This is a genomic window from Nostoc sp., from assembly GCF_036917635.1.
Lineage (GTDB): Bacteria > Cyanobacteriota > Cyanobacteriia > Cyanobacteriales > Nostocaceae > Nostoc.
Genome location: NZ_JBALCW010000006.1, coordinates 49,215 through 75,469, shown reverse-complemented (window position 1 = coordinate 75,469; position 26,255 = coordinate 49,215). Strand labels below are relative to the sequence as shown.

Sequence of the window (26,255 nt, the reverse complement as noted above, 5' to 3'; positions counted from 1 at the left end):
AGTAACTATCCTACTAAAAGTTTACAGTCTAATATTTTCACAAGAATTCCATGAGCAGACAACATCCCCAAATGAATCTTTCCAGAAGAAGTTTATTCAAGTTTGGTGCAGGTGCGATCGGTACAGGTGTATTGACAGCCGGACTTAGCTCTAACTTACTTGCAGCCGAAAAAAAAGCACCGGTAGAAGATGATATTACCCCCGACAAAGCATTGCAAGAATTATTAGATGGGAATGAAAGGTTTGTCACAAATAAACGTCGCAATCCCAACCAAAGCCATTCACGTTTAGTCGAAGTTGCCAAAGGACAAAAGCCATTTGCTTCTATTCTAGGTTGTGCAGATTCACGAGTGCCTTCAGAGATTGTTTTTGACCAAGGACTTGGAGATTTATTTGTCTGCCGTGTCGCTGGTAATATTGCCACACGAGAAGAAATTGGTAGCCTAGAATTTGGTAGTTTAGTATTAGGTTCCAAAGTCATAATAGTAGTGGGGCATGAAAGATGTGGTGCAGTAATTGCTGCAATCAAAGGTGGTGAAGTACCAGGACAAATTGGCAGTTTGCTTGAGGCAATTAAACCAAGTGTAGAAAGCTCAAAAGGAAAATCAGGAGATAAGTTAGAAAATGCTTGTAAAGCAAATGTTTTAGCACAAGTTGAAAAATTGAAATCATCGTCAGTTTTATCTGAGTTAATCAAGGCAGAAAAGCTGAAAATAGTCGGAGGTTATTACGATTTAGATACTGGTAAAATCAGCATAGTCAGTTAAATTTTTTGTCCTTTGTCATTAGTCAGTAAGTAATAAAGGACAAAAGACAAAGGACGAAGGACAAAGAACAAAGGACAAAGGATAAAAATTACCATGTTAAGTGTTTTGATTTGGCTTCCAATTTTAGCCGCCGCTATCATAGCAATATTACCTGTAAGTATCCCTAAACATCGCATTCGTTTAACAGCATTAATTTGTTCTGGAATAGTTTTCTTATGGAACCTGTTTATCCTGCTAAAATTTGACATTAGCAATCCAGGGATGCAATTTAAAGAGTACTTACCCTGGAACGAAACCCTTGGCTTGAGCTATCAAATAGGTGTTGATGGGCTTTCTATATTAATGTTGGTGTTAAATAGCCTGCTCACCTGGATTTCTATTTACAGCAGTAGTAAAGAAACTGAACGCCCCCGGCTGTTCTACTCCATGATTTTATTAGTTAGTGGAGGAGTCGCAGGTGCTTTTCTAGCAGAGAATTTACTACTATTCTTCCTGTTTTACGAACTAGAATTAATCCCCTTTTACTTACTAATTTCCATTTGGGGAGGGTCAAAACGGGGTTATGCTGGAATTAAATTCCTGATTTATACTGCTGTTTCAGGAGCATTAATTCTGGCAACATTCTTGGGTATGGTATGGCTGAGTGGTTCTACTAATTTTGCTTTTGATGCATTCTCTACAGAAAATCTATCAACAGCAAAACAAATCCTTTTACTAGCAGGGATAGTATTAGGTTTTGGGATTAAAATTCCTTTAGTTCCCTTCCATACTTGGCTACCGGATGCTTACGTTGAAGCTTCAGCACCAATTGCGATTCTTCTCGGTGGCGTGTTAGCAAAGTTGGGAACTTATGGATTGTTGCGATTTGGGTTGGGTATGTTTCCCCATGCTTGGAGTATTATTGCACCGACTTTGGCAATTTGGGGAGCAGTCAGCGCTATTTATGGAGCAGTAGTTGCGATCGCTCAAAAAGATATCAAGCGCATGGTAGCATACAGTTCCGTTGGTCACATGGGCTATATCTTGCTAGGTGCTGCCGCCAGTACTCCCTTAGCACTCGTTGGTGCAGTTGCTCAAATGTTTAGCCACGGTATCATTCTGGCGATTCTCTTCCACTTGGTGGGAGTCGTAGAAGCCAAAGTTGGCACCCGCGAATTAGATAAACTCAATGGTTTGATGAGTCCCATCCGCGGCTTACCTCTAATTAGCGCTTTACTAGTTTTAAGTGGGATGGCTAGTGCAGGTATTCCCGGTTTAACAGGATTCATTGCCGAATTTATCGTCTTTCAAGGTAGTTTCTCTATCTTTCCGATTCCGACAATTTTGTGTGTAGTAGCTAGCGGATTAACCGCAGTTTATTTTGTCATCCTCCTCAACCGTACTTGTTTTGGCAGACTCGATAACTTCGCTTACTATCCTAAAGTTATTTGGTCTGAGAAAATACCAGCTTTAATTTTGGCAGCTTTTATCATCTTTTTGGGAGTACAACCCACTTGGTTAGTCCGTTGGAGTGAATCCACAACTACAACAATGGTGGCTGCAATTCCCTCCTTAGAAAAAACCGTAATCTCGGAAGTAGCGCTGAAATAGGTTACAGTTTCTTCCTCTTTACCATTCCCCATTCCTCATACTATGACAGCAATTAAAACAGCAATTAAATTACCTCCTTCCAAGCACGAATTTGCTGAAGTAATTCACCGCTTAGAAGCAGGCGGTGCAATGTTACCCGATACTCCAGAAAATTTGATGCAAATCATCGGTTTATATAAAGCTTATGCTGTGCCGATGGATTTTTACTGGCGCGACCTACTTTATATTGCTGAAAACGAATTTTTAAACCCGCTTCCCTTCTTTAAATACTTCTTACCCAAGGAGTATTTAGAACTGCATAATCATTATGCTGGTGATGATGCCGATTTGCGAATTTGGCGCGGCGAAGCTACTGCACATCCAGAACTTTTGGCATTTATTGAAAAGGGTGAAACTTTCAAAATGCCGAAGTTATTGCATCACTTATTCCACGATCGCATTAACATGGAATTTGCGGAAGCTTGTATGCGGGCGATGTTATGGCATAGAGGGATGGGTGGACAATTTGACCCTTACCTAGATTCTGAGGAATATAAAGCCAACGCCGACCGAGCAATTAAAGCTTACTTCCAAGGGAACCCAGTCATGCTGGGACTTTACAAGCTTTTTCCCGATATGTTTTTAGAACAGTGCCGCCAGATGTCATACTACGCTAATCTGGGCTTATTCTGGGAAATCATGGCGCCAGTGTTCTTTGAAATGTCCGATCGCTATGACGAAGGTACTATTAGCAGCGTCCCAGAGGCAATGAGCTTCATAGTTAATGGTATATTTGCGATCGCAGGTCGTCCCATTTACCATCAGGTTTATATTCGTGGCGAATGCTACGAAATTGTCCCCAAATCCAAGGGTTTTATGTGGCTATATGAAGCAGCATTACCTTATGTAGAAGCTGTTTTCTACCGCACCGTACCCTTCCGGGGGACAAAATCTTATAATGCTCAAGCGCATCAAGTACCAGAAGACCAGAAAGACTTTCACTATGGTATTCTTTACGCTGATGTATTTCCAGTGGGTACTGCTGGCATTCCCCCAACATTATTAATGCAAGATATGTTGCACTTTTTGCCCCCATATCTTATTGATTACTACAGCCAACATTGCCGGGGTGAAGAAGATATGTTGATTCAGTTGGGAGTTAGTTTTCAACGGTCAATGTACTGTGTTACTTCTGCGGTAATTCAAGCCTTGAGAACTGCACTTTTATATCCTTTAGATGACCCAAATCCTAAGCATTTACAAGCCAATCGAGATTTTTTTGAGATGCAGCTAAATCGCTTTACTCGACCCGACTATAATATTCGTGATGCTGCTCGTTTGGGCAGTATTCAAAAGCAAGATTATAGATAAGTAGGTAGGCGTAATTAAATATCTATATCAAACCTCACCCTCAATCCCTCTCCTTAATAAGGAGAGGGAAGCCGGAGGCAGGGTGAGGTGTTATATTTAATTTGACCCACTTACTTATTATCAACTAAATTTTTGAAAAGCGGATGTTCCCGAATTCTATCAAAGTCTGGGTCAGTTTTAGCAAGTTCCCAGAATATATCTGGTTCGCCTTTTATTGATTGTTGTAAATTTTGAATCGCCAAAGCTACATTACTTTGCAGCGCATAACAACAAGCTTTGTTGTACCAGTATTCTGGATAGTCAGGCTTGATTTCAATTGCTTTGTTGTAAACAACTAACGCTTCTTCATATCTTTGTAATTCCATTAAAGTGACACCTTTAAAATTCCAAGCATCGCTATTATCTGGTTTTAGTTCCATAACTTTGTCATAAGAGGCGATCGCATCTTCATACCGATGTAAGTAATAAAGTGCATTGCCACGATCTAGCCAAAAACCATAAAAGTCAGAATCGATAGCGATTGCTCGTTCATAAGAGTCTACAGCGGCTTGATAATCTTGCTGTATTGCTAAGGTTTTTCCTCGTAACCACCAAGTATTGCTGTCATCTGGTCTAATTGCAATCACTTTATCATAGGCAGCGATCGCTTTATCATAATGCTGTAATTTTGCCAAAATTTCGCCTTGATTATACCAAGCTTGGTAGAAATCTGACTGGACGGCGATCGCTTGGTCGTATGCTGCTAAAGCTTCTTCGTATTTTTCTAAATCTTTAAGAACAATTCCTCGATAATACCAAATTTCTGGATCGTCAGATTTAGTTTCTAGTGCTTTTTCGTAGGCTGTAATTGCCTCTGCATATCTTTGTAAAGAATAAAGCGAATAACCACGCCGAAACCAAGCCTTAGGGTAGTCTGGTTGAATTTGAATAGTTTGGTCAAAGGAGGCGATCGCTTCCTCATGTTTATTTAAAAAATAAAGCGCATAGCCTCGCCAATACCAAGCATCAGCATTTTTACGTTCCCTTTTAACAACTTTGTCATAGCAGGCGATCGCTTGCTCGTATTGTTGCGAAGAAAATAGGCGATCGCCTTGGCGCTGTAAATCTTTGTTTTTATCTCTAAATATCCATAATAGCAAAATTATTCCTAGTACTAAATACTGTGATGACTGTCTAAATATCCCACTAGCTATAAAGGCTAAGTCTAGGGGAACGCCTAAAAATTGATTAATTTCATTAGTCAAATTCCATAATAATCTATTGAAAGGTGTAGCAAACCATAACAGACCAATCAGCACCCAAATTCCATATTTCCTAAACTTGTTAAATTGCTGTTGAATTGGTTTTGGTAACCACGGCTCAATAATTCCATAGCCATCAAGGGCAGGAATAGGTAATAAATTAATTAAAACTATATATATATTCAGAGAAATTATATAAGCTAGTGAAATAATAAAAAGATACAAAACCGAATTTTGACTTTGTAGCCTCAAGGAATACCAGCCAAATTGAAAAGGCAAGGCCAGCAAGCAAGCTAAAATAACATTCGCAATCGGTCCAGCAGCAGAAACAGCACTTTTCCATTTGCGATCGCGTAATCGATTCTGATTAATATAAACTGCTCCTCCCGGCAGAGCAATACTACCAATGAGGAGAAAAAATAATGGGATCACCAAACTCAAACTCGGCTCGGTATATTTGAGTGGATTTAAGGTCAAATATCCCTTATCTTTAACGGAAGTATCACCACCCAAATAAGCTACTACGGCATGACCAAATTCATGCAAACATAAAGACAATATCCAACCAAGACAGATAAAAACAGCTACTAACCACATAATTTTAATTTGTTATTCATAATTAATATAACCTGAATTTCGGTATGGCGACTTTACTAGAGTAGTTCCTTTACTAAGCATTCAGAATCAACAAGTTAAGGCAGACATGAAAGATCGGATTTTAATTCTGACTTTACCTAAACTAGAGCAACACCAAAACAAAGTATTTAAAGTGAATTTAGTCCCCTCTCAAAATGCTACAGCTTCTATAGAAGCTGGGGTAATACACAACCCAACATTACATCACAACAAAGCGTTTAAGCCAGGGCTATTTCATTCTCATCTAGCCCACCTCAGAATAAATTCTGAGGCTAAGGGATTTCCAAGAAGTAAATTATCCAATAAAACGAACCTTATTAGGCGCAGAGGACACAGAGATAGGAAGAGGAAAGAGGATTTTTATATGAGATTTTTGGATATTTTTAAATTTGGAAGTCCCTAATAGCAAAACTCGTCTAAAGACGACTAAGAAAGACTTTTAGTCCACTAATACCAATATGAAGATGCGCCAAAATATATAAGGAACGAACTACAAAGGGCGCAGACGACACAAAGAAACAAAGAAAGAAGAAGCCAAGAAAATTTGGCGCAGCCTCACAAAGAAATGGTAAGCTAAAAAACAAATAAGCTTGCATAACCCTTATTAAATATAACTCTTGTGGGGTGGGCATCCTGCCCGCCCAGTATATGCAAGTTTATTTGTGGAACAGCTTATAAGCGTGGACTTGGGCTATAAGAGAGGAACTTTAGTTCTGGGCGCTTATGTCTAAAACGAAATAGCCCTGGCGTTTAAGCTACTTGAGAAAATTTTCTCTCTCATTCAATAGTTTTTATATCTTTAGAAATAGTTGCATTTTGAGAAAAACCCCAGCTAAACTTATCAGCTGGGGTTTTTGTTAGTTAACTTCTAAAAAACAGATCGGCTAATATATTCCAATAAATTCAGACAGAGGGCGCTATTCCTCTTGAACATCAACCCAAATACTGCCTTCTTCCACACGAATAGGAAATACTGGCAATGCTTTTTGTGGCGAAACCATCGAGAGTACCTTACCTACACCAGGTGGCCAGGAACACCAGCCTTGTACCTCACCAGTCCGCAGGTCAAAAGCACTGCGATGGAAGGTACAAACTATTGCCCCATCTTCAGTGATTTTCCCACTTTTCAACGGTAATTTTAAGTGGGGACAGTTGTTATCTACAGCATAAAGCTGATTTTCGTGATTCAAAACCAGAATTTTCCGGTTACCAACTTTCACCACTTGTCGCGTACCTGGGGAAAGTGCTTCGACTGCAAGAACTTTAGTCCAACTCATTAGGTTCTCCTCTCCTAATTAATCTGCTTTCAGTTTCTCGCAATTGTGACCACTGCGATCGCCTTTTACTTTTGGGGAGCGGGGAAGGATAAACTCACTAGATGACATTTTCTTAAAATAGCGATCGCTACGACCGGCTTTGCCTACCGTGGTGAGTTAGATTATAGGTTAATGAAAAATCTTAGAGGGTGTTTATAAAAAAATTAATCCCCTAGCCTCAAACCTCTTTCCATAAGCATCTGAGGTTCGATATTCTCAACTTTAGGTATCACTTTTAACTGAGAAATCCGGGCGATCGCATCAGCAATATTACCTGATTGGACACGCAACCAAGCGGTGTGAGGCGCATAGTCAAGGCTTTCTACTATTTCGTAACCGGCTCGATTAATTACCTGGCGCTGCGACTTCACATCAACGCCTTCAGCAAAGCGGATGAAAACCAGCCCAGTTGGTACTGCTATCGAACCATTTGGTTGTAATGTGTAAATTGGAGTTAGTATCCCCTGTTCTGATTGATTGGGTTCCCCTGAAAAAACTGCTATTTTACCATCGTTAAGTTGTAAAACTGCTCCTAATGCCACGGTTTTAGGTTGATTGTAATGTATTGCATAGTACCCAGGCTTCCGAGTGTAGGATACAGCAGTACGTAGACGTAGCCCGGATTCGGCATCGCCGCCAACGCAAATTTGTTCAGGATACTCAGAAAAGTAATCTTTTTGAAATCTCACTTCAGGAATCAGGGGTAAAGAGTACACCTGTAGAAAATACTCAGCCGGGAAATAAAACATTTTTCTCAAGTTCTAATGATGTTATAACGTTTTTCAATGGTATGGAATGGAATACAAATCTTCCATCGGGATGCAAGCTATCCGCCTTTATTCATACTGAAGATTCATAAATCTCGCACTGCGTTTCTATCCCGCCTCGGAATGAATTCCGAGTCTCATAGCCAAAGAACTTTAGTTCTGGGCGGGATATCGTTGAGTCTGACAGTTTCACTCTGACAAAAATCTACTTCATACAAACTCCAAGCGCAATAGAAGTGAGATTTTCCAGATGACCTGAATTGTCAGATTTTTAAGATAGTAATATTTTAAATATCCCAGGAGATAAAATTATGGTTCAAGTTCGCTATGGTGGCCAGAATGGCCAACAATATGAACTTGCTATCAGTGACGAACACGTTGTAGTGCGTACCGAAAGCCGCAGTGGTCTTGTCGGTGCAAGACCCTTTGAAGTTGCACCAGTATCACCCGCAGCTCGCAGCATCCTTAATGAATTCGAGTTAGCAACGCGGTTTCGGCAAGCGGGTGTGGAAATTTTGCGAGCGAAAGTTCCCACTCTTGGTGTCGCTTTGCGCGATCGCGCCCGTGATATTCTCAACCAAGAGTCTGAAGTCCAATTTGCCGGACGTGTTCTTATCGATCGAGCATCCAATCAACCGATAATTTACACCGAAAACCTCTTCGTTAAATTCGATAACGAAGAAGAGTCAGGGATCTGCCAAAATGTCTTAAGACGTTACGGCTTAACAATTAAACGCCAACTTGAATATGCACAAAATGCTTATTTTGTCAATGCACCTACAAATACTGGTATAGCCATCTTTGACATCGCCGAGAGACTTTTGCATGAAGAATCAGTTGAACTGTGCCATCCTGAACTAGTGCGTGAATCACGCCAACGTCAGGTTTTTTGGCAGCAGTGGCACTTAAAGCAAACAACAATTAATGGTAAGGTAATTAACGCCCATGCCAACGTTGAGGCAGCTTGGAAGTTGAGCGATGGCACAGGAGCGATTATTGCAATTATTGACGACGGCGTGGATCTCGAACATGAAGAGTTCCGATCCTCTGGAAAAATTGTTGCCCCGCGTGATGTCACACGTAAAACTGACAATCCCAGACCGGGAAACGACGATAACCACGGGACAAGCTGTGCAGGAGTAGCTTGTGCCAACGGCAACTTTGGTGCATCTGGTGTGGCGCCGGGTGCAAAGCTGATGCCGATTCGTTTAGCTTCGGCGCTAGGATCGCAGAATGAAGCAGATGCTTTTGTTTGGGCGGCTCAAAATGGTGCTGATGTAATTTCTTGTAGCTGGGGGCCAGCAGATGGAGTTTGGTACGATCCAAACGATCCTCTACACAACCAGAAAGTACCTCTACCTGATTCCACACGCCTTGCTATGGAGTTTGCAATTAATAAGGGACGCAACGGCAAGGGCTGTGTAATTTTATTTGCGGCTGGCAATGGTAACGAAAGCGTCGATAATGATGGCTACGCCAGCTACCAAAAGGTGATTGCTGTGGCAGCTTGTAACGACTATGGCACGAGAAGCGCTTACAGTGACTTTGGTAAGGCGGTCTGGTGTGCCTTCCCCAGCAACAATGGCGATAGTTCTCAAACCCCTGGAATTTGGACAAGCGATCGCTCTGGTGTACTTGGCTATAATTCGGGTAATCGGAATCTGGGTGATGTCCCAGGCAACTACACGAACCAATTCGGGGGAACTTCCAGTGCTTGTCCGGGTGCAGCTGGTGTAGCAGCCCTAATTATTGCTAGAAACCCAAATCTGCGTTGTGACGAAGTGCGAGATATTATTAAACGCTCTTGCGATCGCATTGATCCATCTGGAGGTAAATATGATGCCAATGGTCGTAGCCCTTTCTACGGTTACGGTCGAATCAATGCTCTCAAAGCTGTGGAACTAGCCAAGCCAGCTGAAACATCACCCATCAGCAGATTCCAGGCAGTGCAAGATGTCCCAATTAACGACCTACAAACATCAACATTATCGTTGGCGATCGCTAGTACTAGCCTAATGAAATCAATCAAAGTTAATGTAGACATTGAGCATACTTTTATTGGGGATCTTGTAGTTACTCTTTTTCCCCCAGTGCAAACAAGCGTACTTCCTGTAATTTTGCACGATCGCCAGGGCGGAGCTACAGATAATATAAAAACTACTTATGACGAGGTAAATACCCTTAAACTTGCCGCCTTTAAAGGTAAAAGTCCCGAAGGAACCTGGACTCTTGAAGTTGCAGATAAAGCTGAGGCGGATACAGGAAAAATTCGCAGCTTAACCATTGAAATTGGATTTTAACCCAAGCGTATTAGCTTAAGGATAATTGTAGACTGGGTGAGCGATCGCTTTACCCAACCTTTTTGTGTAAATTCGTGATGAATTGAGAGTTGAAATTTAAACGCAAAGGATCGCAAAGGTTAGCGCAGAGGAACGCAAAAGTTTAATCATCTATACTACCCACAGTTGAGTAAAACGTTCAGCCGTCCATCCAACAATATCTGATACTTGTCCATCACCAACTTCTACAATCCGCTTAGTACCATCTCTACGCTCTATTACATCCACAGAGAAAAACTGACTTTTAATGCGCTTGGCACACTCAGAAACAATCTCTGGAATTTCTTCATCTGGTAAAGCGGCAAAAGGTTTACCATATACGACAAAGTAACGCCTTTCGGTTTCAGGCACAAAATCTTCAATCCGCCGGACACAAATACCTCCCTCAATACTGCCCCGAAATTTCTGCATTTGGGCAACCACTGTTTTGATTTGTGAAGGTTTATCAATCATCGAACCAACTGAGGTTTTGAGAGACTTAACATAATCTTTGATAAAAAATCCATTCCAGCCAAGTCGATTCAACTCACCCTCTAAATCATCATCGACGGAATAAAATTTAGTCTCTGGAGTGAAATCAGTAATCAGGGGATACCAGTTTGTCAGATAGTGCGTAGCTAGATACTCAGCCTTAGAAGTTAAAACACTTGCCCCTGTATTCTCTACAACACTAACCAATAACTCATAATCGGAAGGCGAGAGCATCCAACCCCGATAGACCACTTTTGAATCAGGAGTAGGGACTGGGATAATCTTTAATGAATCAGATCCCAGCGACTCCAAAGAAATAACAGAAGTTGTAAACCCAGCATTTTGCATACAAGCAACTTGCTCCAAGTATGCTGCATCCGCTTTTTTAGGATTGAAGTAATCGCTAGGAAAAAGAAATCTCACAGTATTTGAATTGAATATAGACCACCTCGAATTTTAGGACGAATATAGATAGCGTTTCCTAGTAAGCTACATCATAGCCCCCTCTCGAAAAGCGGGGAGGGGGTTGGGGGTGGGGTTTTTGTGCTTTACTCAAGCGAAAACCCCTATATCCACAACAAACCCGACAAAACTATTTAAACCACAATCCCATCCCATATCTCATCCATCTGAAACCGCTATAGGTATTCAACCAGAATCGATATGACAATCTGCTAACTTTGAGTCACAGTCTCTTTCGCCAAGAACTTCTCTAATTCTGTCAGCGCATCAGCATCTACCTTAGTTTGCATTGGGCAGAACTTAGGCCCACACATCGAACAAAACTCAGCAGTTTTATAGATATCTGCTGGCAGAGTTTCATCGTGATATTCCTTAGCTCTTTCTGGATCGAGTGATAATTCAAACTGACGGTTCCAATCGAAGTTGTAACGCGCCTTAGAAAGTTCATCATCTCTATCTCTTGCACCAGGGCGATGTCTAGCAATATCAGCCGCATGAGCCGCTATTTTATAGGCAATCAACCCATTCCTAACATCTTCGGCATTTGGTAAGCCCAAGTGTTCTTTAGGTGTTACATAGCACAGCATTGCAGTACCGTACCATCCAGCCATCGCTGCTCCAATAGCTGAAGTGATGTGATCATAACCGGGAGCAATGTCTGTCACCAATGGCCCCAAAACATAGAAAGGTGCTTCAGAACACTCTTCCATTTGCTTACGGACGTTGAATTCAATTTGATCCATTGGGACGTGTCCAGGACCTTCCACCATCACCTGTACATCATCTTCCCAGGCTTTGCGAGTTAGCTGTCCAAGGGTTTTCAATTCAGCTAATTGTGCTTCATCTGAGGCATCATGGGTGCAGCCGGGACGCAGGGAATCTCCTAAACTGAAGGAGACATCGTACCTTTTGAAAATCTCAATAATATCTTGGAAGTGGGTATAAAGCGGATTTTGTTTGTGGTGATGCAACATCCACCTTGCCAAAATACCGCCGCCACGAGAGACAATACCAGTGATGCGGTTTCTCACCAAAGGCAAATGCTCAATTAAAATCCCTGCGTGGATAGTTTGATAGTCTACTCCTTGCTGGGCGTGCTTTTCGATGATATGCAGAAAATCATCAGCAGTCAGGTTCTCGATTGTGCCGTGGACACTTTCTAAAGCTTGGTAAACTGGCACTGTACCAATGGGAATAGGTGAAGCCTTGATGATTGCGGTACGAATTTCATCCAAATTACCGCCGCCTGTGGACAAGTCCATCAAGGTATCAGCACCATACTTTACCGCCAGATTCAGTTTATCAACTTCTTCCTGAAGATTAGAAGAGTTGGGAGAAGCGCCGATATTAGCATTTACCTTACATTTGGAGGCGATGCCAATAGCCATCGGCTCTAGGTTAGTGTGATTAATATTAGCCGGGATAATCATTCGTCCCCGCGCCACTTCCTCACGAATGAGATCAGCAGGGAGATTTTCCCGTTGGGCGACGTAGTGCATTTCTTCGGTGATAACACCTTGGCGGGCGTAGTGCATTTGAGATACATTACTCTGCCCACGTCGTTTAGCAACCCATTCTGTCCGCATATTGTAATTCCTCAATAAACAGCTTCCCTCCGCTGGTATTACCCAGACTCAGGTGTTAAGGGTGTGATCTCAGCCTGCTTATGTAGGCACCCCTAGCATTGATGTAGTGTACCACCTTGGTTATATCTGGGAGCAAGGGTATTAAAAATTTATGCTGTTTTTTCGGAGTCTGGCGATGTCTACGACGGGCTGCGCCTACGCTGTTTCTGTTGTTTCTGTTGAATAATTTCTAACACTGCCTTGTGGATTTCCTCTCTTGTCATTGATGCGGGATAAGTCGCAGAGGGAGGTTTTGCCGTCAAACGATCCGCAAATGCATTAAAAGCCTCTTGATCATCTTGATGTGCAAGGACGTAGGCGCGTAATTCTGCCTTGACTCATAGCATCAAAGTTTGGTTTACTCATGGATATTCCAAGTTGCCATCACGACTAATCAGAATTTCTATATCTTTTCTAGCCAAGATGAATATTTTTCCAGTGCGCTCATCCAGACGCACCATGTAAATTGGTTTGTAAGCAGTCGTCAATAATTGACATAGGTAGACACATTTTAGGGCTTGTGCTGCCGTTGAAAGGATAACCGCTGCTTTGATATAAAAGCTTATTTATATTTTATAGTAATTTAATGCAGCCAAAGTTATACCATAATCTGTTAATTTTGCGTAGTTTACAGCCGGAGGCATCGCTGACATTGATGGCGATTGGCGTGCAAACATCTTGTGGTTTAGCAAGCTGTAACTTGAACATTAGAAGAAAAAGATTGTTCGCAATACTTTCTAATTAGAGCTTGGGCATTTTCGCGTCGGTTTCCTGTAAATAAATTACATACTACTTCTTCAGATTCAGAGGAAAGATGTAATAATCCAAAGTCTTTCACCCGTGAATAAAGTAAGGGAACTTCTGCAAGAGCGAGGATAGTTGCTTTTTTGCGATCGCGCTCTTTTGCTTCATCTGAGTCATGGTATGAAGACTGAAAATCTACAACCAAACAAGGTTTATAATCATGGTTTGTTATTAAAGCATCGACATTAGAGCTAAAGAAAAATTTTTTTAGTTCCCAATCAATGCTTTCGTCTAGTACGCAAAATTGGCATAAACTAACCTGTGTATGAATTTTATAACTATCATCTACACAAGTTTGCAAAAACTCTAGCATCCTTTCTTCGTAGGCATTAACTAGCCTTTTGACTTTTACAGACATTATTGTTGCTCCATGAGGATTTTTGCAAAATAAGTAACAAATTCTTCTAATATTTCTTTTGAATTTATAGCTACCTGATATGCATAATTAAAAAGCTTATCTTTACTTATGTCGTCTTTACCAATTTTTAAGCAACAGTCACTATTATCCAAAGAGTTGGAAAGGGGATGCTTACTTATATATTTTTTTTGGATTATATCAATGATTTGCATATTATTAATATTCTGACTTTTAGAATCAGAATAAGTATTTTTGGCTTCTTTATAAGCTATGCCCTCAAAATTTAATTCAAATTCTCCTGTAATTTGGCTTTCAAAGGTTTCTCTATATTCTTTACTTAAATCCAAAAAAACGCTTTTTTTACTAGGTCTTATCCAATAAAATTTTGATATTTCTTGAAACATTGTTACTACATTTTTCAATTCAGGCATTTTTGTAAAAAAATTGATTGAAAAGTTTAGCTTTAGCAAATACGGCTCTAATATCTCCTGAGGAATAGAAATAGATAAACCTTCTTTTCTCTGAGCCAAAATAAGCTGATAACGTTTAGCTCCTTTTCCAGGATTTTTCAGTTTATATCCTATATATTGAGATGTGCGTTTTTCCTCAAACTTTTCATAAAAACCAAGTTTCTCCAGCATAGTCATAGCTAAAGACAGCAAATCTTCGCCGCCTTCAATCACCTGAATATTTGTTGAAATCAAACGGGGAACGCCATTTTCTACCTCAAAACGCTGGATGACATCGTATATAATTTTTGACATTAATTAATTCCCAAAAACATTGGCTAAGGTTCATAGGAATAATGTAACGCTTATTCTAAAATAATCCAATAGTCTTAGATAAGATTTTTAGCTTTTTTGGTAAGTGCTTATTCTCTCAATAGCTTGATGGCTATACGAAAGGCGATCGCACCCTTCAAGCAAAAGCTTTTATATTATGGGGCGATCGCCTTAAATTTGTACCTTGAGCTTTATGGGCAGGGGGAGGTTTGTTAAATTGGCTGTTTCAGCAACTAGGCACAACTACTTTCGCGTGTTTGTTAACATAGTCCACAAATAATTGCTTCAGCCGGGGACTAACGCTGGCGTGTTCAAAAAATCCAAAACCCAGATTCTTGGCTTTTGCTAAGGTTTCTTCTGGTGTTAATCCTTCCTGGATAGCGATACTTAAGAGCGCAATTCCAGTCGATCGCATCCCGGCTGCACAATGCACCACTGCTGGTTTAGGCATTTGTTCGAGTGTCGTAAGGATTTTGGTAATAGCCTCTTCATTTAAATTTTTTAAATCCACCTTGAGTGGAACATTCGTATAATGCAGCCCCAATGCTTCCGCTACTTTTTGCTCATCCTGGGAAAATCCTAACTCATCAGGCGATCGCAGATTTAAAACGGACTTAAAACCTTCTTGAATAGCTTGCTCAAGCTGTTTTGGTATGACTTGTCCTGTTGTTGTCAAGTTTTCGTTAATCTGTATGGCGTTGATCACATTCACTCCTTTTGACTTTCTAATGGCTTCTAGCTTGATAAATAGTCGAATCAGCAAGCTTTAAGAAGACATTCAAATAAGCACCCTAAAATTAGCTAAATATCAAAAGATATTGCTTGATTACTTCAAAATACATATTTTGAAGTTGGTTATTTTATTGCTTTATCCATAATATACGGTTTACCGATAGATTTATCGGTAATTTGATTATATTATACTTTTTATCGATAGGATTACCGTAATTTATATTTCAAGAGTTATACTATTGGGCAAGTTGAGGGAGCAATTAAACCACGTCTATCTTGAAACCTATAGTTCTTCCATGATGAAAAGGATTTGCCCTCATCCCCCAACCCCGAATCCCTCTCTCTGGGATTCGGGGAGCCAGAATTTCAAACTCCCTCTCCCAGAGAGAGGGAGAGGGATTTAGGGAGAGGGTGAAAACTACGGTTCTCAACTAAGATTTGGTTTAGATCAGGATTTTCGTGAACAAGGGTATAAATAATGATTGCTACAGAACAAGTTTCTTCTCTATCCATTGGGATAGTATTGTTCCCAAATGTGACGCAGTTAGATTTCACGGGGCCTTATGAAGTCTTTGCAAAATTGCCAAACGTGCAATTATATTTGCTGGCCCAAACACTCGAACCAATTCGGAGCGATCGCGGACTGGCTTTTCTACCTGACACAACCTTTGCTCAAGCCCCAGCCTTAGATGTGTTATTTGTGCCAGGAGGCCCAGGTATCAATGCCAAAATGGAAGATGAAAAGTTTCTCGACTTTCTCAAAACCCAAGGAAAACAAGCCCGCTACGTTACGGCTGTCTGCACTGGTTCTCTGCTTTTGGCGGCGGCTGGTTTACTTCAAGGGTATCGCGCTACTACTCACTGGCTATCGTTGGATTTACTTGAGATGTTGGGAGTTGAGACAGTTGCCCAAAGGGTTGTCATTGATCGTAATCGAATTACAGGCTCTGGTGTGACAGCTGGCATTGATTTTGGGCTGGCTCTAGCTGCTGAGTTATTCGGGGAAGCGATTGCTCAAGCAATTCAACTAGGGATTGAATACAATCCCCAACCCCCTTTTAACAGTGGTTCTCCCCAAACTGCTCCTGCGGGTGTAGTTGCTCGCGTTACTGCTGCGAGTCACAATGCTCAGGAAATCAGACGGCAGATTGTCCAGCGAGTTGTGACTCAATTGGAAACTGCTAAGATCACTAAAGTAGTTAATAAACCACGTCTATCTTGAAACCTATAGTTCTTCCATGATGAAAAGGATTTGCCCTCATCCCCCAACCCCGAATCCCAGAGAGAGGGATTCGGGGAGCCAGAATTTCAAACTCCCTCTCCCAGAGAGAGGGAGAGGGATTTAGGGAGAGGGTGAAAACTACGGTTCTCAACTAAGATTTGGTTTAATTTGGCTAGTTGATGTGTTGCGATGTCTACAACGGGCTACGCCTACGTAACTCAAATTTTGCATAAGTAAGTGGGCGCAAATAATCATCACTGGCTCGTAGTTGCGCTAAAGCGCAAGAGGGCGCAACTACGAGCCAAATACAGAGATTTTACTTTTCGTTACATAGTTTGGTTTTATCTTGTCTACCTACTTACCAGTCTTGAACCTATGAGCGCTAACCAAATATCTCTTCGGCCTGCCCAACAAACAGATGCGTGGGTGCTGAGTGCAATTCATATTGCTGCCATCAAAGCTCTGCCTGCAACTTTTTACACCCGAAAAGAACTTTTAGCTTGGCGTAATAACCGCGACAAACCTGATGGTTCAAAAATCTTGAAGAGGATGAAAGTGGAAACTTTCTGGGTTGCGATCGAGGGAGATGTTGTTATAGGTTTTGCTAGTTTTATTGTTGATGAACTGATCGGGTTGTATGTCCATCCTAAATATCAAGGTAAAGGTGTCGGGCGTGCTTTAGTTCAACATTTTTGCGATGAAGCAACTAATCAAGGTATAAATAAGGTAATTACAACTGCTAGCCTCTATGCGGAAGGTTTTTATTTACGACTGGGATTTACTGCCATCCAAAGAGCGCCTCATTATTTAAGAAGTGGAGTAGTTGTTCCAGTTACTAAAATGAGTAAAATATTAGTTATTGCACCGAAATAAGTTTAAGCCAATATAAGATTTTCAATAACTTTAAAAATGCTAGTATCAAGATTATTTTCCCCAAGTTGCGACAACTTTTTCCACATAACCTATGATCTAAGTAAGTACTTGCCAGCATAAATGAATAAAACCATCCGTTCATCAACTCTCACCCGTACACGTTTGATTGAAGCCGCCTCACAGGTATTTGCTAGCTTAGGTGTTCAAGGAGCAACTACCCGTGAAATAGCTCGTGTTGCTGGTGTGAATGAGGTGACTTTATTTCGCCACTTTGCTAGCAAAGAACAACTTTTGGGAGCAGTGATCAAAAACGCCTTGGCGCTCCAGACAGAAGCCCTTGCACACCCCCAAGCGTGGACGCAGGATCTAAAAATTGATTTAATCCGGTATGCCCATCTTTACAATACTATGCTAGAAGCACAGGAAGACTTAATTCGTACTTTCATTGGAGAAGCCAAACGTCATCCTGAGGCAGCTAAACAAGTGATTCAAGAAGCTGCAAAGCCTTTAGGAGAAAAACTGGTAGCTTATCTGCAATCGAGTCAGAGACGAGGCACTGTCAGAGCAGATATTGATCTATTTCCAGCAGTTGATATGTTTAAAGGAATGTTATTAGCTGGAATGCTATGCCGTAGTGCAAATTGCACTCAAGGCAGCTATAGCTGTGAGGATTATATCGAAACCTGTGTAGATATTTTTGTGTGCGGTATCAGTGCCACTGCCCTCTTAGTTGTGAATACGGCTGTAAGCCATGATTTTTTAAGATAAGTTATTTCTGCGTGACTCCCTACCAAAACTACTTAAGAGACAAGAGCTTTAGCGATCGCTACTGAATAGAATTTATGTTTAATTGATATTAATAGTAATTAAAATTTCACTAATCTATTAACAAAAAAAATTATCTTAGCATTATCGGTATAGTTATTCAATTAGAGGTTCACAAAAGTTATTCTGAAGTATTAGCTTGAGTAGAGCCGCCACTAACTAAAAGGGCTTGTTGTTTTGCCAGCACTTGTTTGCGTAACAAGAGCAATTTTCTATCTTTAATGCCTTCTGCGATTAATCCATCGACAGTTTTGATGAGATAATCAGCGCAGGAACCTAATTTTCCAGATGCGGTGGCAATACTATTAACAGTGGTTGTTAATTGTATCTGATGAGCATACCTGGGATGTTGGCGACTGGCAACGAAGGCGATCGCTTTGAATTCCTGTGTACCATCAAACACCTTTACCCAACGAGCAACGTAGACACCAGCCAACATCTCCCGTCGCCAAATCAGCAGTAATTCTGATGGTACATCAGCAGCTGCAATGCGATAAATAATACCACGACAACTACCGCCCCGATCGAGTCCTAAGAGTAATCCGGGATTCTCTGGAGTACCACGAGCGAGGATCATCCATGTACAGAAGCGCCGATGCCAACCATAAATGATCCCAGCACGGCGCTCGACGTATGTGATTAAAGGATTCCAAATCAGCGAACCGTAGGCAAATATCCAAATATCAGAGTTTGGCGGTTGCTGTTGTAGTGTTTCATGGAGCGATCGCTCTAACTCATCTTCGCTCAGGGTAGTTAGCTTTATTCCAAAGTGTGATGCTTCTAATAGTCTTGTCTGTTCATTTTTGGCTTCGAGGTCGCTACGGCTAAGTGACATAATTTAGTATGCCCTCACGTCCCTGGTAAATTTTGCAACTGCTCATCCAAATGACTACGGTCTGCCAAAACCTTTAACAGCGGCCCATGTGAGGTAAATTCTACAATACTGACCGAAGCAACAGGACATCCCAAACGAAAACGGAAGCGTCCCACATCAATCCCTAGTAAACTACAGAGCATAATTCTGATAGTTGCTTTGTGTGAAACAACTAAAACATTACCACTACTATAATTGTGTTTAATTTCTTCAATTACCTGCAAGGCACGAGAAGCAATTGTAACAGCCATTTCTCCATCAGTTGGAGCATTCCAAGCCGGATCTGCTGACCAGCGAATATAATCATCGTGATATTCATGGCTAATTACTTCTGGCGTTTTTCCTTCCCACTTACCATAGTTGATTTCTTTTAAACCATCTCTGAGTTGTGGTTCTATCTTTATTGCTTCACATAAGGGTTTTGCTGTCAATACAGTTCGCTGCATTGGACTACAAAATATTGCTGTCCAATCCATAGAACTATATACCTCAGCAAAAGCATTTGCCATATCCAACCCTTCTGGGGTAAGTTCTGAGTTTATGGAACCGCAAAAGGAATTATTGCGGCTGCATTCTGTCTGTCCGTGACGGAGGAAATAAAGAGTTAGGCTCACGGTATATTCTCATTGATTGTAAATTTAAAAGCGCTAACAATCAGATGTAGCTGAAGATAGTTAACGCCTGTGATATATTACTACAATTTTTTGATATTTGGAATGATTTTCAGGGCAAAGTTAGCGCAATTAGGCTTGTGGTAGATATCGCCCTAACGCGATCGCTTATCTGGCCTATTTTAATAAGCAAAAAATAAGAGATTCAAAATAATTGAATTACTTACATTTCTAAACTTGAAATTTATAGAGTTATTCCTCTAATTTATAATACATTTATTTGATAATCTAGAGACGTAATTTATTACGTCTCTAGATTAATGCCAATCAAGCTACTTCTCTAACTTTCCACCCTTGCTAAGGGGAGAAGAAAAATGTATAGCCTTGAATCTTTAATCCTTCATTATTTTTTGCAAAAATGGAATCCATCCCATTTATATTCTTATTTCTGCAAAAAATCTGGATTATTTATTAGTCAATATTTTTCTTGACATTATCTTTCACGTCTTCAATCCCGTGACGTACTTCGCTCTCAGCTTGCTTTGCTTTACCTTTAGCTTTATCTTCTGGATCTCCGGTGATATTTCCTAAAGCTTCTTGGGCTTTACCTTCAACATTTTTAGCAGCTGCTTTTGCGCGATCTTCAATGCTCATTTTGTACTCCTAATTTAATCAAAAACTTATTTCAAAGCTGTAAATAAACCTTGAAATTTTTTGTTATTACTTTTACACACTAGCTTAAAGTTTTTGCTAAAGCCTTCCACCACAAGACATATTAAATAATTCGTAATTCTTAATTCTTAATTCTTAATTCTTAATTCTTAATTCTGAAAGTTAGTTGTAGTAAGCTTTCTGGCTGTTGGTTGAATAGAAAATAAAGTAAGAACAGTTTAGTTACCTATGCTAAAAGACATAGAACAAATGTAAATATGGTAATCCCTTCTTTTGACTGTTTAAATAAAAAACCCAGCTTCCTATAGAAACTGGGTTACTAAAGTTATGGGGATATTTTTTGTCTAATCTAGAAAACCCATCAAGCTTTCAGAATTGTCAATCTCATTTGATGCTATTGGACGATTACCGAAGGTGGAATAGCTTTCATCAATTACCAATAAACTTGAGCCAATTGGACGAATCCCAGAGAGATTTATACTTTCAACCACTTCAAATTTATTAGCGCCAATTGGACGAATACCCATTGAGTTATAGGTTTCAACTACTTCCAAGGTACTGGTGCTAACGGGACGCACCCCAGCAATTGACAGGTGTTCAGCAACTTCTAAGTCGCTAGCGCCTATGGGACGAATTCCAGAAATGGCGAGTGTCCCAGTAGCTCCCACTGGCAGTTCACTAACTTCCTCGACTTTATCAGCATTCAAGCTCTGGTCTTGTTGATTTTCAACTTCCTCTGTAGCTTCCCCTTTAGACTTGGCATTTTGCCGAGAACTGGTTGCTTTGCCAGCGTTGCTAATAGTCATAAACGAAAACCTCTGGTTTGTTAATTGAATTTTACAATAATTAAGGAAAGATGAAATTTTTTCCCATATACATTAGAGTTTAACCTTAAAAAACCTCATATAGATACATATAGATACAAGAATCTTTAAAACTGATACATAAGTAAATTTAAATTAATAATTTTTGTAAATAAATATTAATATTTATTTGCTCTAATAAGCCAGCTAGAATGGATACAGGGCGGAATCGTCACCATGAGATAGGGTATTTACAGCAAAACTGTATGACAGAATTTTGTCTTCAAGCTCCCTTTAGTCCCACAGGCGATCAACCACAAGCGATCGCACAACTTACTGCTAGTATCCAAGCTGGTAATCGTTACCAAACTTTACTCGGAGCTACTGGAACTGGTAAGACATTTTCGGTAGCAGCAGTTATTGAGAAAATTGGCAAGCCTACTTTAGTTCTGGCGCATAACAAAACCCTTGCTGCCCAACTTTGTAATGAGTTGCGAGATTTCTTTCCCAACAACGCAGTCGAGTATTTTGTCAGCTACTACGATTATTATCAGCCAGAAGCGTATATTCCCGTTACGGATACTTATATTGAAAAAACGGCAGCGATTAATGATGAAATAGATATGTTGCGGCATTCAGCGACGCGATCGCTTTTTGAACGCCGTGATGTCATTGTCGTTGCTTCCATCAGTTGCATCTACGGTTTGGGAATGCCAGCAGAATATCTGAAAGCTGCCATCCCTCTTCAGATAGGTATGGAAGTAAATCAACGCCAAATTTTACGGGATTTGGCGAATGTTCAATATAGCCGCAACGACATAGAAATGGGTCGGGGAAAATTTCGCGTCCGTGGTGATGTCTTAGAAATCGGACCAGCTTATGAAGACCGGATTATTCGTGTCGAATTCTTTGGTGATGAAATTGACGCGATTCGCTATATTGACCCCGTGACAGGGGAAATTCTCAAGAGTTTGTCAGCGGTGAATGTTTACCCTGCACGTCACTTTGTCACCCCAGAAGAACGGTTAGAAGTAGCTTGTAATGACATTGCAGCCGAGTTAAAACAGCAAAAACTAGACTTAGAACAAGCTGGGAAACTATTAGAAGCGCAACGCATAGATCAACGTACACGCTATGACCTAGAAATGCTGCGCGAAGTGGGTTACTGCAACGGCGTTGAGAATTATTCCCGTCACTTAGCAGGAAGACAAGCTGGAGAATCACCAGAATGTTTAATTGATTATTTTCCCAAAGATTGGCTACTAGTTATAGATGAATCTCACGTAACAGTGCCACAAATTCGCGGCATGTATAACGGCGACCAAGCTAGAAAAAAAGTTTTAATTGAACATGGATTTCGTCTTCCTAGTGCTGCTGATAACCGTCCTTTAAAAGCCGAGGAATTCTGGGAAAAGGTGAATCAGTGTATTTTTGTATCAGCAACTCCTGGAAATTGGGAATTAGAAATTTCTGAAGATCGTGTAATTGAGCAAGTAATTCGACCAACTGGAGTAGTTGATCCAGAAATTTCTGTGCGTCCCACAGAAGGACAAATTGATGATTTGTTGGGAGAAATTAAAGATAGAGCCGATCGCCATGAACGAGTGTTAATTACCACATTAACTAAGAGGATGGCGGAAGATTTAACCGAATATTTGCAAGACCACGGTATCAGGGTAAGGTATTTACATTCCGAAATTACTTCTATTGAGCGCATTGAAATTTTACAGAACTTGCGCGAGGGGAAATTTGATGTATTAGTTGGCGTAAACTTGCTGCGGGAAGGCTTGGATTTACCCGAAGTTTCTTTAGTAGCAATTATGGATGCAGATAAAGAAGGTTTTTTGCGAACCGATCGCTCCTTAATTCAAACTATTGGTAGAGCCGCGCGTCACGTCCAAGGACAAGCAATTTTATATGCCGATAATATGACAGGTAGTATGATTAAAGCTATTGATGAAACAGATAGACGGCGTGGGATTCAAACGGCACATAATCTACTGCATGGGATTACACCGCAACCAATTGTGAAAAAATCAAGTAATGCGATTTTGGCTTTTTTAGATGTATCTCGGCGGTTAAATGCAACTGACTTGAAAGTTGTAGATGAACATATAGATGAAGTGCCATTAGAACAGATTCCAGGGTTGATTACTCTGTTAGAAGCACAGATGAAAGAGGCGGCGAAGAAACTGGAATTTGAAGAGGCGGCAAAATTGCGCGATCGCATTAAACATCTTCGGGATAAAATGCTGGGGCGTTAAGGGACTTCCAAATAAAAAAATATCCAACTATTTATATTGTGGGGTGGGCGACACGAGCGCCCAGTAGCCAAAGGCGTATTATTGAGTACTGGATTTTAGATGTAAATGGGCGCAAGTTATATATGTATCGTCTCCCTAGTCCAGACGGATATGATAGTGAGAGCATACTTGCAGAGGATGTGACAATTTCACCTTTAGCTTTTGGTGATTGTGCGATCGCTATTCGGGAATTATTGCGAAAAATCTAGGAAGCGATCGCATTAAACATCTACGATATAAAATCCTCGGATATTACTGCTTAATCGGGTTAGCAATCAAATTCAAACAACCTCTTAGGTGATTGATAACTTTAAAATAAAAAAATCCGCAGAATTACAAATGAGCGATGCCTACGGTAAGTTACGCCTACGCTGGACACTGACAGGAAAAAAAGCACTGATTACAGGTGCCACCAAAGGCATTGGGCTAGCTGTTGCCAATGAGTTCTTATCTCTCGGTGCAGAAGTCACAATTGTGGCACGAAATTCTCAGGATGTTAACCAACAACTAATTATCTGGGAACAATCAGGATTACCTGCTTATGGGATTACGGCAGATGTTGCAACCCCTGATGGGCGACAAGCTATTTTTGAGCAGGTTGGCAAAACCTGGGATAAATTAGACATCCTGGTAAATAATGTGGGAACCAATATTAGCAAAAAAGTAGTAGACTACACGGCTGCTGAATATGAGTTTATTATCCAGACAAACCAGATATCAATTTTTGAGATGTGCCGTCTGTTTTATCCTCTGCTTCAAAATGGGGAAAACAGCAGCATTGTGAATATAAGTTCTGTGGCTGGTTTAGTCTCGAATCGTACAGGCGCTCCTTATGGTATGACTAAAGCGGCTATAAATCAACTGACGCGATCGCTATCAGTTGAATGGGCTTGCGATCGTATTAGGGTAAATTCCGTAGCACCTTGGGCTATTCGCACGCCTTTAACCGAGTCTGTACTCGATAACCAAGATTTTCTCAAATTAGTTTTATCACAAACACCTATGGGAAGGGTTGGTCAACCAGAAGAAGTCGCGGGTTTAGTGGCATTTCTTTGTATGCCATCGGCATCTTTCATCACTGGGCAATGTATCACTGTCGATGGTGGATTTTTGGCTTTTGGTTTTTAAATCTCAAGATGAGATCCATCCAGGAGGTAGAAGAAACTACTTAAATTATTCAGTATTGTGATACTACTGTCTTAAAATTCAGGAAAAAACGCCCGTGGTTCCTATTAGAGATAATAATCCGACAAAAATTACCCCTTATGTGACTTATGGACTGATTGCTGCTAATGTCCTCGCTTTTGTTTATGAAGCAAATCTTCCCCCTCAAGCATTAAATGGGTTTCTACACCTTGCAGCTGTAGTTCCACGAGAACTGACTTTAAGCTTTGGTGGTGTCTCTTTACATCAACCAGTACCAGAGTGGGCAACTTTAATTACCTCACAATTTTTGCATGGTGGTTTCTTGCACTTAGCAGGTAATATGTTGTTTCTTTGGATTTTTGGTAACAACGTTGAAGATAAGTTAGGTCATGCCAAATATTTACTGTTTTATTTATCTTGTGGTGTTTTGGCATCCTTGACCCAGTGGTTCTTCGCTCAAGATTCTAGCATTCCTTCTTTGGGTGCAAGTGGTGCGATCGCAGGCGTTTTAGGAGCGTATATTCTCCGCTTTCCCAACGCCGAAGTTCTCGGCATAGTGCCTTTAGGGTTTTTCTTCCCGACTTTCCGCGTCCCGGCATATTTCTTTTTGGGATTTTGGTTTCTCGAACAAGCCTTCTACGGGCTTGCTAGTTTACAAGCACGTACTAACATCGGTATGGAAAGTGGCGGTATTGCCTACTGGGCCCATGCAGGCGGGTTTATCTTTGGGGCGATTCTCGGTCCACTGTTGGGTTTGTTTAATGATAAATCACAGGAAGAATCTTGGTATAAGTAATTCTTCTGGGTATCATCAAGGCTTTCAATCAGGCTAACTAATTAAATAGGTGAAATTGCTTAAGCTTCGCAACTGCTAGCCTTACAAGTTATATTGCATATTAGCCAATAACTTAGGAAAAACACTTGTGTTTCCCCTCTACGACGAAAATCCGACGCGAATTACCCCGTATTTCACCTACGGGTTAATTGGCATGAATATTTTAGTTTTTCTTCACGAGGTGAGCCTGTCAAATGCACAATTGAGTCAGTTTTTAAATCAGTATGCAGTAATACCTCAAGAGTTAACCACCAATTTGAATAGAGAGTGGATAACATTATTTACATCACAATTTTTACACGGTGGTTGGTGGCACTTAATCTCGAATATGGTGTTTCTCTGGATTTTTGGCAACAATATTGAAGATCGATTAGGTCATGTCAAATATCTGATTTTTTATTTAGCGTGTGGTGCTTTAGCTGCCTTGTCTCAATGGTTTATTGGCATGAATTCGGAAATTCCTTCCTTGGGAGCAAGTGGTGCAATTTCTGGTGTTTTAGGTGCGTACATTATCCGTTTTCCCCAAGCTAGAATCATGACCCTAGTATTTTTGGGGTTTTTCATCACCACAATTAGAGTACCAGCATTAGTAATAATTGGACTTTTCTTTGTACAGAATGTAATCTCCGGTCTTGCTACCCTACAAACAGCAACTCACATGAGCGTGGAAACTGGTGGAGTTGCCTACTGGGCGCACATTGGTGGTTTTGGTTTTGGGGTGATTCTCGCTCCCCTATTTGGATTGTTTAGACAAGACTAAGTACAAAATTTCCGAAATCATTAGACATCTCCAGAAATTAAATATGCGTAATACCAATTCTGTATGAAGATGCGCTAAACCATATTTAAGT

The 26,255-nt window shown here is 40.6% G+C and carries 25 protein-coding genes, 1 pseudogene and 1 riboswitch; of the genes and pseudogenes, 12 read left to right on the top strand and 14 right to left on the bottom strand.

The features are described from left to right. The first annotated feature begins 50 nt into the window (after positions 1-50). The 3 genes from V7K32_RS00710 to V7K32_RS00700 all read left to right on the top strand — a co-directional run bounded on the left by V7K32_RS00710 (position 51) and on the right by V7K32_RS00700 (position 3,707). Positions 51-767, top strand: a complete 717-nt coding sequence (locus tag V7K32_RS00710) for a carbonic anhydrase (RefSeq protein ID WP_334989397.1) — start codon at positions 51-53, stop codon at positions 765-767. A gap of 93 nt (positions 768-860) precedes the next feature. Then, positions 861-2,357 carry an NADH-quinone oxidoreductase subunit M gene (locus V7K32_RS00705; RefSeq protein WP_334989395.1) on the top strand — a complete coding sequence of 499 codons (1,497 nt, stop codon included), beginning with the start codon at positions 861-863 and terminating at the stop codon, positions 2,355-2,357. A gap of 42 nt (positions 2,358-2,399) precedes the next feature. Then, on the top strand, positions 2,400-3,707 hold the full coding sequence (locus V7K32_RS00700; RefSeq protein ID WP_334989394.1) for a CO2 hydration protein: 1,308 nt from the start codon (positions 2,400-2,402) through the stop codon (positions 3,705-3,707). A 110-nt stretch (positions 3,708-3,817) separates the two neighbouring features. On the opposite strand, the gene V7K32_RS00695 is transcribed toward V7K32_RS00700, so the two are convergent. The 3 genes from V7K32_RS00695 to V7K32_RS00685 form a co-directional block, all read right to left on the bottom strand. After that, positions 3,818-5,545 carry a tetratricopeptide repeat protein gene (locus tag V7K32_RS00695; protein WP_334989392.1) on the bottom strand — a complete coding sequence of 576 codons (1,728 nt, stop codon included), beginning with the start codon at positions 5,543-5,545 and terminating at the stop codon, positions 3,818-3,820. A 956-nt stretch (positions 5,546-6,501) separates the two neighbouring features. Beyond that, complete coding sequence (locus tag V7K32_RS00690) at positions 6,502-6,861, bottom strand: Rieske (2Fe-2S) protein (protein ID WP_229452053.1); 360 nt, start codon at positions 6,859-6,861, stop codon at positions 6,502-6,504. 203 nt (positions 6,862-7,064) lie between these two features. Then, positions 7,065-7,649 carry a hypothetical protein gene (locus V7K32_RS00685; RefSeq protein WP_334989387.1) on the bottom strand — a complete coding sequence of 195 codons (585 nt, stop codon included), beginning with the start codon at positions 7,647-7,649 and terminating at the stop codon, positions 7,065-7,067. Between the two features lie 329 nt (positions 7,650-7,978). Between V7K32_RS00685 and V7K32_RS00680 the strand changes: the two genes are divergently transcribed. Then, a complete protein-coding gene (locus V7K32_RS00680; protein ID WP_334989385.1) occupies positions 7,979-9,967 on the top strand; it encodes a S8 family serine peptidase in 1,989 nt (662 codons plus the stop codon). A gap of 150 nt (positions 9,968-10,117) precedes the next feature. Here V7K32_RS00680 and V7K32_RS00675 read toward each other — a convergent pair whose 3' ends face one another. The 7 genes and pseudogenes from V7K32_RS00675 to V7K32_RS00655 form a co-directional block, all read right to left on the bottom strand. Continuing rightward, positions 10,118-10,900 (bottom strand): ATP-grasp domain-containing protein, encoded by a 783-nt coding sequence (locus V7K32_RS00675; protein WP_334989383.1) that lies wholly within the window; start codon positions 10,898-10,900, stop codon positions 10,118-10,120. Positions 10,901-11,151: 251 nt separating this feature from the next. Continuing rightward, positions 11,152-12,525 carry a phosphomethylpyrimidine synthase gene (gene thiC / locus V7K32_RS00670; RefSeq protein ID WP_334989381.1) on the bottom strand — a complete coding sequence of 458 codons (1,374 nt, stop codon included), beginning with the start codon at positions 12,523-12,525 and terminating at the stop codon, positions 11,152-11,154. 7 nt (positions 12,526-12,532) lie between these two features. Continuing rightward, positions 12,533-12,629: riboswitch (TPP riboswitch) on the bottom strand. A gap of 75 nt (positions 12,630-12,704) precedes the next feature. Further along, positions 12,705-12,839, bottom strand: a pseudogene (locus tag V7K32_RS28635) (hypothetical protein); the annotation flags it as partial. Between the two features lie 87 nt (positions 12,840-12,926). Continuing rightward, entirely contained in the window at positions 12,927-13,103 is a 177-nt protein-coding gene (locus V7K32_RS28630) for a DUF6888 family protein (protein ID WP_442938672.1), read from the bottom strand. Between the two features lie 146 nt (positions 13,104-13,249). After that, positions 13,250-13,726 (bottom strand): DUF2726 domain-containing protein, encoded by a 477-nt coding sequence (locus V7K32_RS00665; RefSeq protein WP_334989379.1) that lies wholly within the window; start codon positions 13,724-13,726, stop codon positions 13,250-13,252. After that, the gene (locus V7K32_RS00660) at positions 13,726-14,490 is read right to left on the bottom strand and encodes a hypothetical protein (RefSeq protein ID WP_334989378.1); all 765 of its coding nucleotides are present in this window, start codon (positions 14,488-14,490) and stop codon (positions 13,726-13,728) included. Before V7K32_RS00660 ends, V7K32_RS00665 begins: the two co-directional genes overlap by 1 nt. A gap of 244 nt (positions 14,491-14,734) precedes the next feature. Next, positions 14,735-15,214, bottom strand: a complete 480-nt coding sequence (locus V7K32_RS00655) for a beta-lactamase hydrolase domain-containing protein (RefSeq protein ID WP_334989454.1) — start codon at positions 15,212-15,214, stop codon at positions 14,735-14,737. Between the two features lie 504 nt (positions 15,215-15,718). Here V7K32_RS00655 and V7K32_RS00650 point away from each other — a divergent pair. From V7K32_RS00650 to V7K32_RS00640, 3 genes are all read left to right on the top strand, one after another. Beyond that, positions 15,719-16,462: a DJ-1/PfpI family protein gene (locus V7K32_RS00650; protein ID WP_334989376.1), complete on the top strand. Its 744-nt coding sequence runs from the start codon at positions 15,719-15,721 to the stop codon at positions 16,460-16,462. A 375-nt stretch (positions 16,463-16,837) separates the two neighbouring features. After that, complete coding sequence (locus tag V7K32_RS00645; protein ID WP_334989374.1) at positions 16,838-17,335, top strand: GNAT family N-acetyltransferase; 498 nt, start codon at positions 16,838-16,840, stop codon at positions 17,333-17,335. Positions 17,336-17,455: 120 nt separating this feature from the next. Beyond that, positions 17,456-18,103: a TetR/AcrR family transcriptional regulator gene (locus tag V7K32_RS00640; RefSeq protein ID WP_334989372.1), complete on the top strand. Its 648-nt coding sequence runs from the start codon at positions 17,456-17,458 to the stop codon at positions 18,101-18,103. Positions 18,104-18,281: 178 nt separating this feature from the next. On the opposite strand, the gene V7K32_RS00635 is transcribed toward V7K32_RS00640, so the two are convergent. The 4 genes from V7K32_RS00635 to V7K32_RS00620 form a co-directional block, all read right to left on the bottom strand. Further along, positions 18,282-18,995 (bottom strand): gamma-glutamylcyclotransferase, encoded by a 714-nt coding sequence (locus V7K32_RS00635; RefSeq protein WP_334989370.1) that lies wholly within the window; start codon positions 18,993-18,995, stop codon positions 18,282-18,284. 14 nt (positions 18,996-19,009) lie between these two features. After that, a complete protein-coding gene (locus V7K32_RS00630; RefSeq protein ID WP_334989368.1) occupies positions 19,010-19,648 on the bottom strand; it encodes a histidine phosphatase family protein in 639 nt (212 codons plus the stop codon). Between the two features lie 468 nt (positions 19,649-20,116). After that, complete coding sequence (locus V7K32_RS00625) at positions 20,117-20,299, bottom strand: CsbD family protein (protein ID WP_069070399.1); 183 nt, start codon at positions 20,297-20,299, stop codon at positions 20,117-20,119. A gap of 362 nt (positions 20,300-20,661) precedes the next feature. Next, positions 20,662-21,123, bottom strand: coding sequence for a hypothetical protein (locus V7K32_RS00620; RefSeq protein ID WP_334989366.1), 462 nt, complete (start codon positions 21,121-21,123; stop codon positions 20,662-20,664). A gap of 263 nt (positions 21,124-21,386) precedes the next feature. Between V7K32_RS00620 and uvrB the strand changes: the two genes are divergently transcribed. The 5 genes from uvrB (at position 21,387) to V7K32_RS00595 (ending at position 26,164) form a co-directional block, all read left to right on the top strand. Further along, on the top strand, positions 21,387-23,384 hold the full coding sequence (gene uvrB, locus V7K32_RS00615; RefSeq protein WP_334989364.1) for an excinuclease ABC subunit UvrB: 1,998 nt from the start codon (positions 21,387-21,389) through the stop codon (positions 23,382-23,384). 38 nt (positions 23,385-23,422) lie between these two features. Next, on the top strand, positions 23,423-23,632 hold the full coding sequence (locus V7K32_RS00610) for a hypothetical protein (protein WP_334989362.1): 210 nt from the start codon (positions 23,423-23,425) through the stop codon (positions 23,630-23,632). A 130-nt stretch (positions 23,633-23,762) separates the two neighbouring features. Further along, on the top strand, positions 23,763-24,551 hold the full coding sequence (locus V7K32_RS00605) for an SDR family oxidoreductase (RefSeq protein ID WP_334989360.1): 789 nt from the start codon (positions 23,763-23,765) through the stop codon (positions 24,549-24,551). 94 nt (positions 24,552-24,645) lie between these two features. Beyond that, positions 24,646-25,365 (top strand): rhomboid family intramembrane serine protease, encoded by a 720-nt coding sequence (locus V7K32_RS00600; protein ID WP_334989358.1) that lies wholly within the window; start codon positions 24,646-24,648, stop codon positions 25,363-25,365. Positions 25,366-25,492: 127 nt separating this feature from the next. After that, positions 25,493-26,164: a rhomboid family intramembrane serine protease gene (locus V7K32_RS00595; protein WP_334989356.1), complete on the top strand. Its 672-nt coding sequence runs from the start codon at positions 25,493-25,495 to the stop codon at positions 26,162-26,164. The last annotated feature ends 91 nt before the right edge of the window (positions 26,165-26,255 follow it).

What these genes read in the sequence shown, in the direction of transcription:
- V7K32_RS00620 (WP_334989366.1), bottom strand. Translation starts at nt 21,123, where the DNA reads ATGACTATTAGCAACGCTGGCAAAGCAACCAGTTCTCGGCAAAATGCC.
- V7K32_RS00640 (WP_334989372.1), top strand. Translation starts at nt 17,456, where the DNA reads ATGAATAAAACCATCCGTTCATCAACTCTCACCCGTACACGTTTGATT.
- V7K32_RS00710 (WP_334989397.1), top strand. Translation starts at nt 51, where the DNA reads ATGAGCAGACAACATCCCCAAATGAATCTTTCCAGAAGAAGTTTATTC.
- V7K32_RS00635 (WP_334989370.1), bottom strand. Translation starts at nt 18,995, where the DNA reads ATGTCACTTAGCCGTAGCGACCTCGAAGCCAAAAATGAACAGACAAGA.
- uvrB (WP_334989364.1), top strand. Translation starts at nt 21,387, where the DNA reads ATGACAGAATTTTGTCTTCAAGCTCCCTTTAGTCCCACAGGCGATCAA.
- V7K32_RS00700 (WP_334989394.1), top strand. Translation starts at nt 2,400, where the DNA reads ATGACAGCAATTAAAACAGCAATTAAATTACCTCCTTCCAAGCACGAA.
- V7K32_RS00660 (WP_334989378.1), bottom strand. Translation starts at nt 14,490, where the DNA reads ATGTCAAAAATTATATACGATGTCATCCAGCGTTTTGAGGTAGAAAAT.
- V7K32_RS00705 (WP_334989395.1), top strand. Translation starts at nt 861, where the DNA reads ATGTTAAGTGTTTTGATTTGGCTTCCAATTTTAGCCGCCGCTATCATA.
- V7K32_RS00650 (WP_334989376.1), top strand. Translation starts at nt 15,719, where the DNA reads ATGATTGCTACAGAACAAGTTTCTTCTCTATCCATTGGGATAGTATTG.
- V7K32_RS00680 (WP_334989385.1), top strand. Translation starts at nt 7,979, where the DNA reads ATGGTTCAAGTTCGCTATGGTGGCCAGAATGGCCAACAATATGAACTT.
- V7K32_RS00665 (WP_334989379.1), bottom strand. Translation starts at nt 13,726, where the DNA reads ATGTCTGTAAAAGTCAAAAGGCTAGTTAATGCCTACGAAGAAAGGATG.
- V7K32_RS00625 (WP_069070399.1), bottom strand. Translation starts at nt 20,299, where the DNA reads ATGAGCATTGAAGATCGCGCAAAAGCAGCTGCTAAAAATGTTGAAGGT.
- V7K32_RS00605 (WP_334989360.1), top strand. Translation starts at nt 23,763, where the DNA reads ATGAGCGATGCCTACGGTAAGTTACGCCTACGCTGGACACTGACAGGA.
- V7K32_RS00695 (WP_334989392.1), bottom strand. Translation starts at nt 5,545, where the DNA reads ATGTGGTTAGTAGCTGTTTTTATCTGTCTTGGTTGGATATTGTCTTTA.
- V7K32_RS00685 (WP_334989387.1), bottom strand. Translation starts at nt 7,649, where the DNA reads ATGTTTTATTTCCCGGCTGAGTATTTTCTACAGGTGTACTCTTTACCC.
- V7K32_RS00690 (WP_229452053.1), bottom strand. Translation starts at nt 6,861, where the DNA reads ATGAGTTGGACTAAAGTTCTTGCAGTCGAAGCACTTTCCCCAGGTACG.
- thiC (WP_334989381.1), bottom strand. Translation starts at nt 12,525, where the DNA reads ATGCGGACAGAATGGGTTGCTAAACGACGTGGGCAGAGTAATGTATCT.
- V7K32_RS00645 (WP_334989374.1), top strand. Translation starts at nt 16,838, where the DNA reads ATGAGCGCTAACCAAATATCTCTTCGGCCTGCCCAACAAACAGATGCG.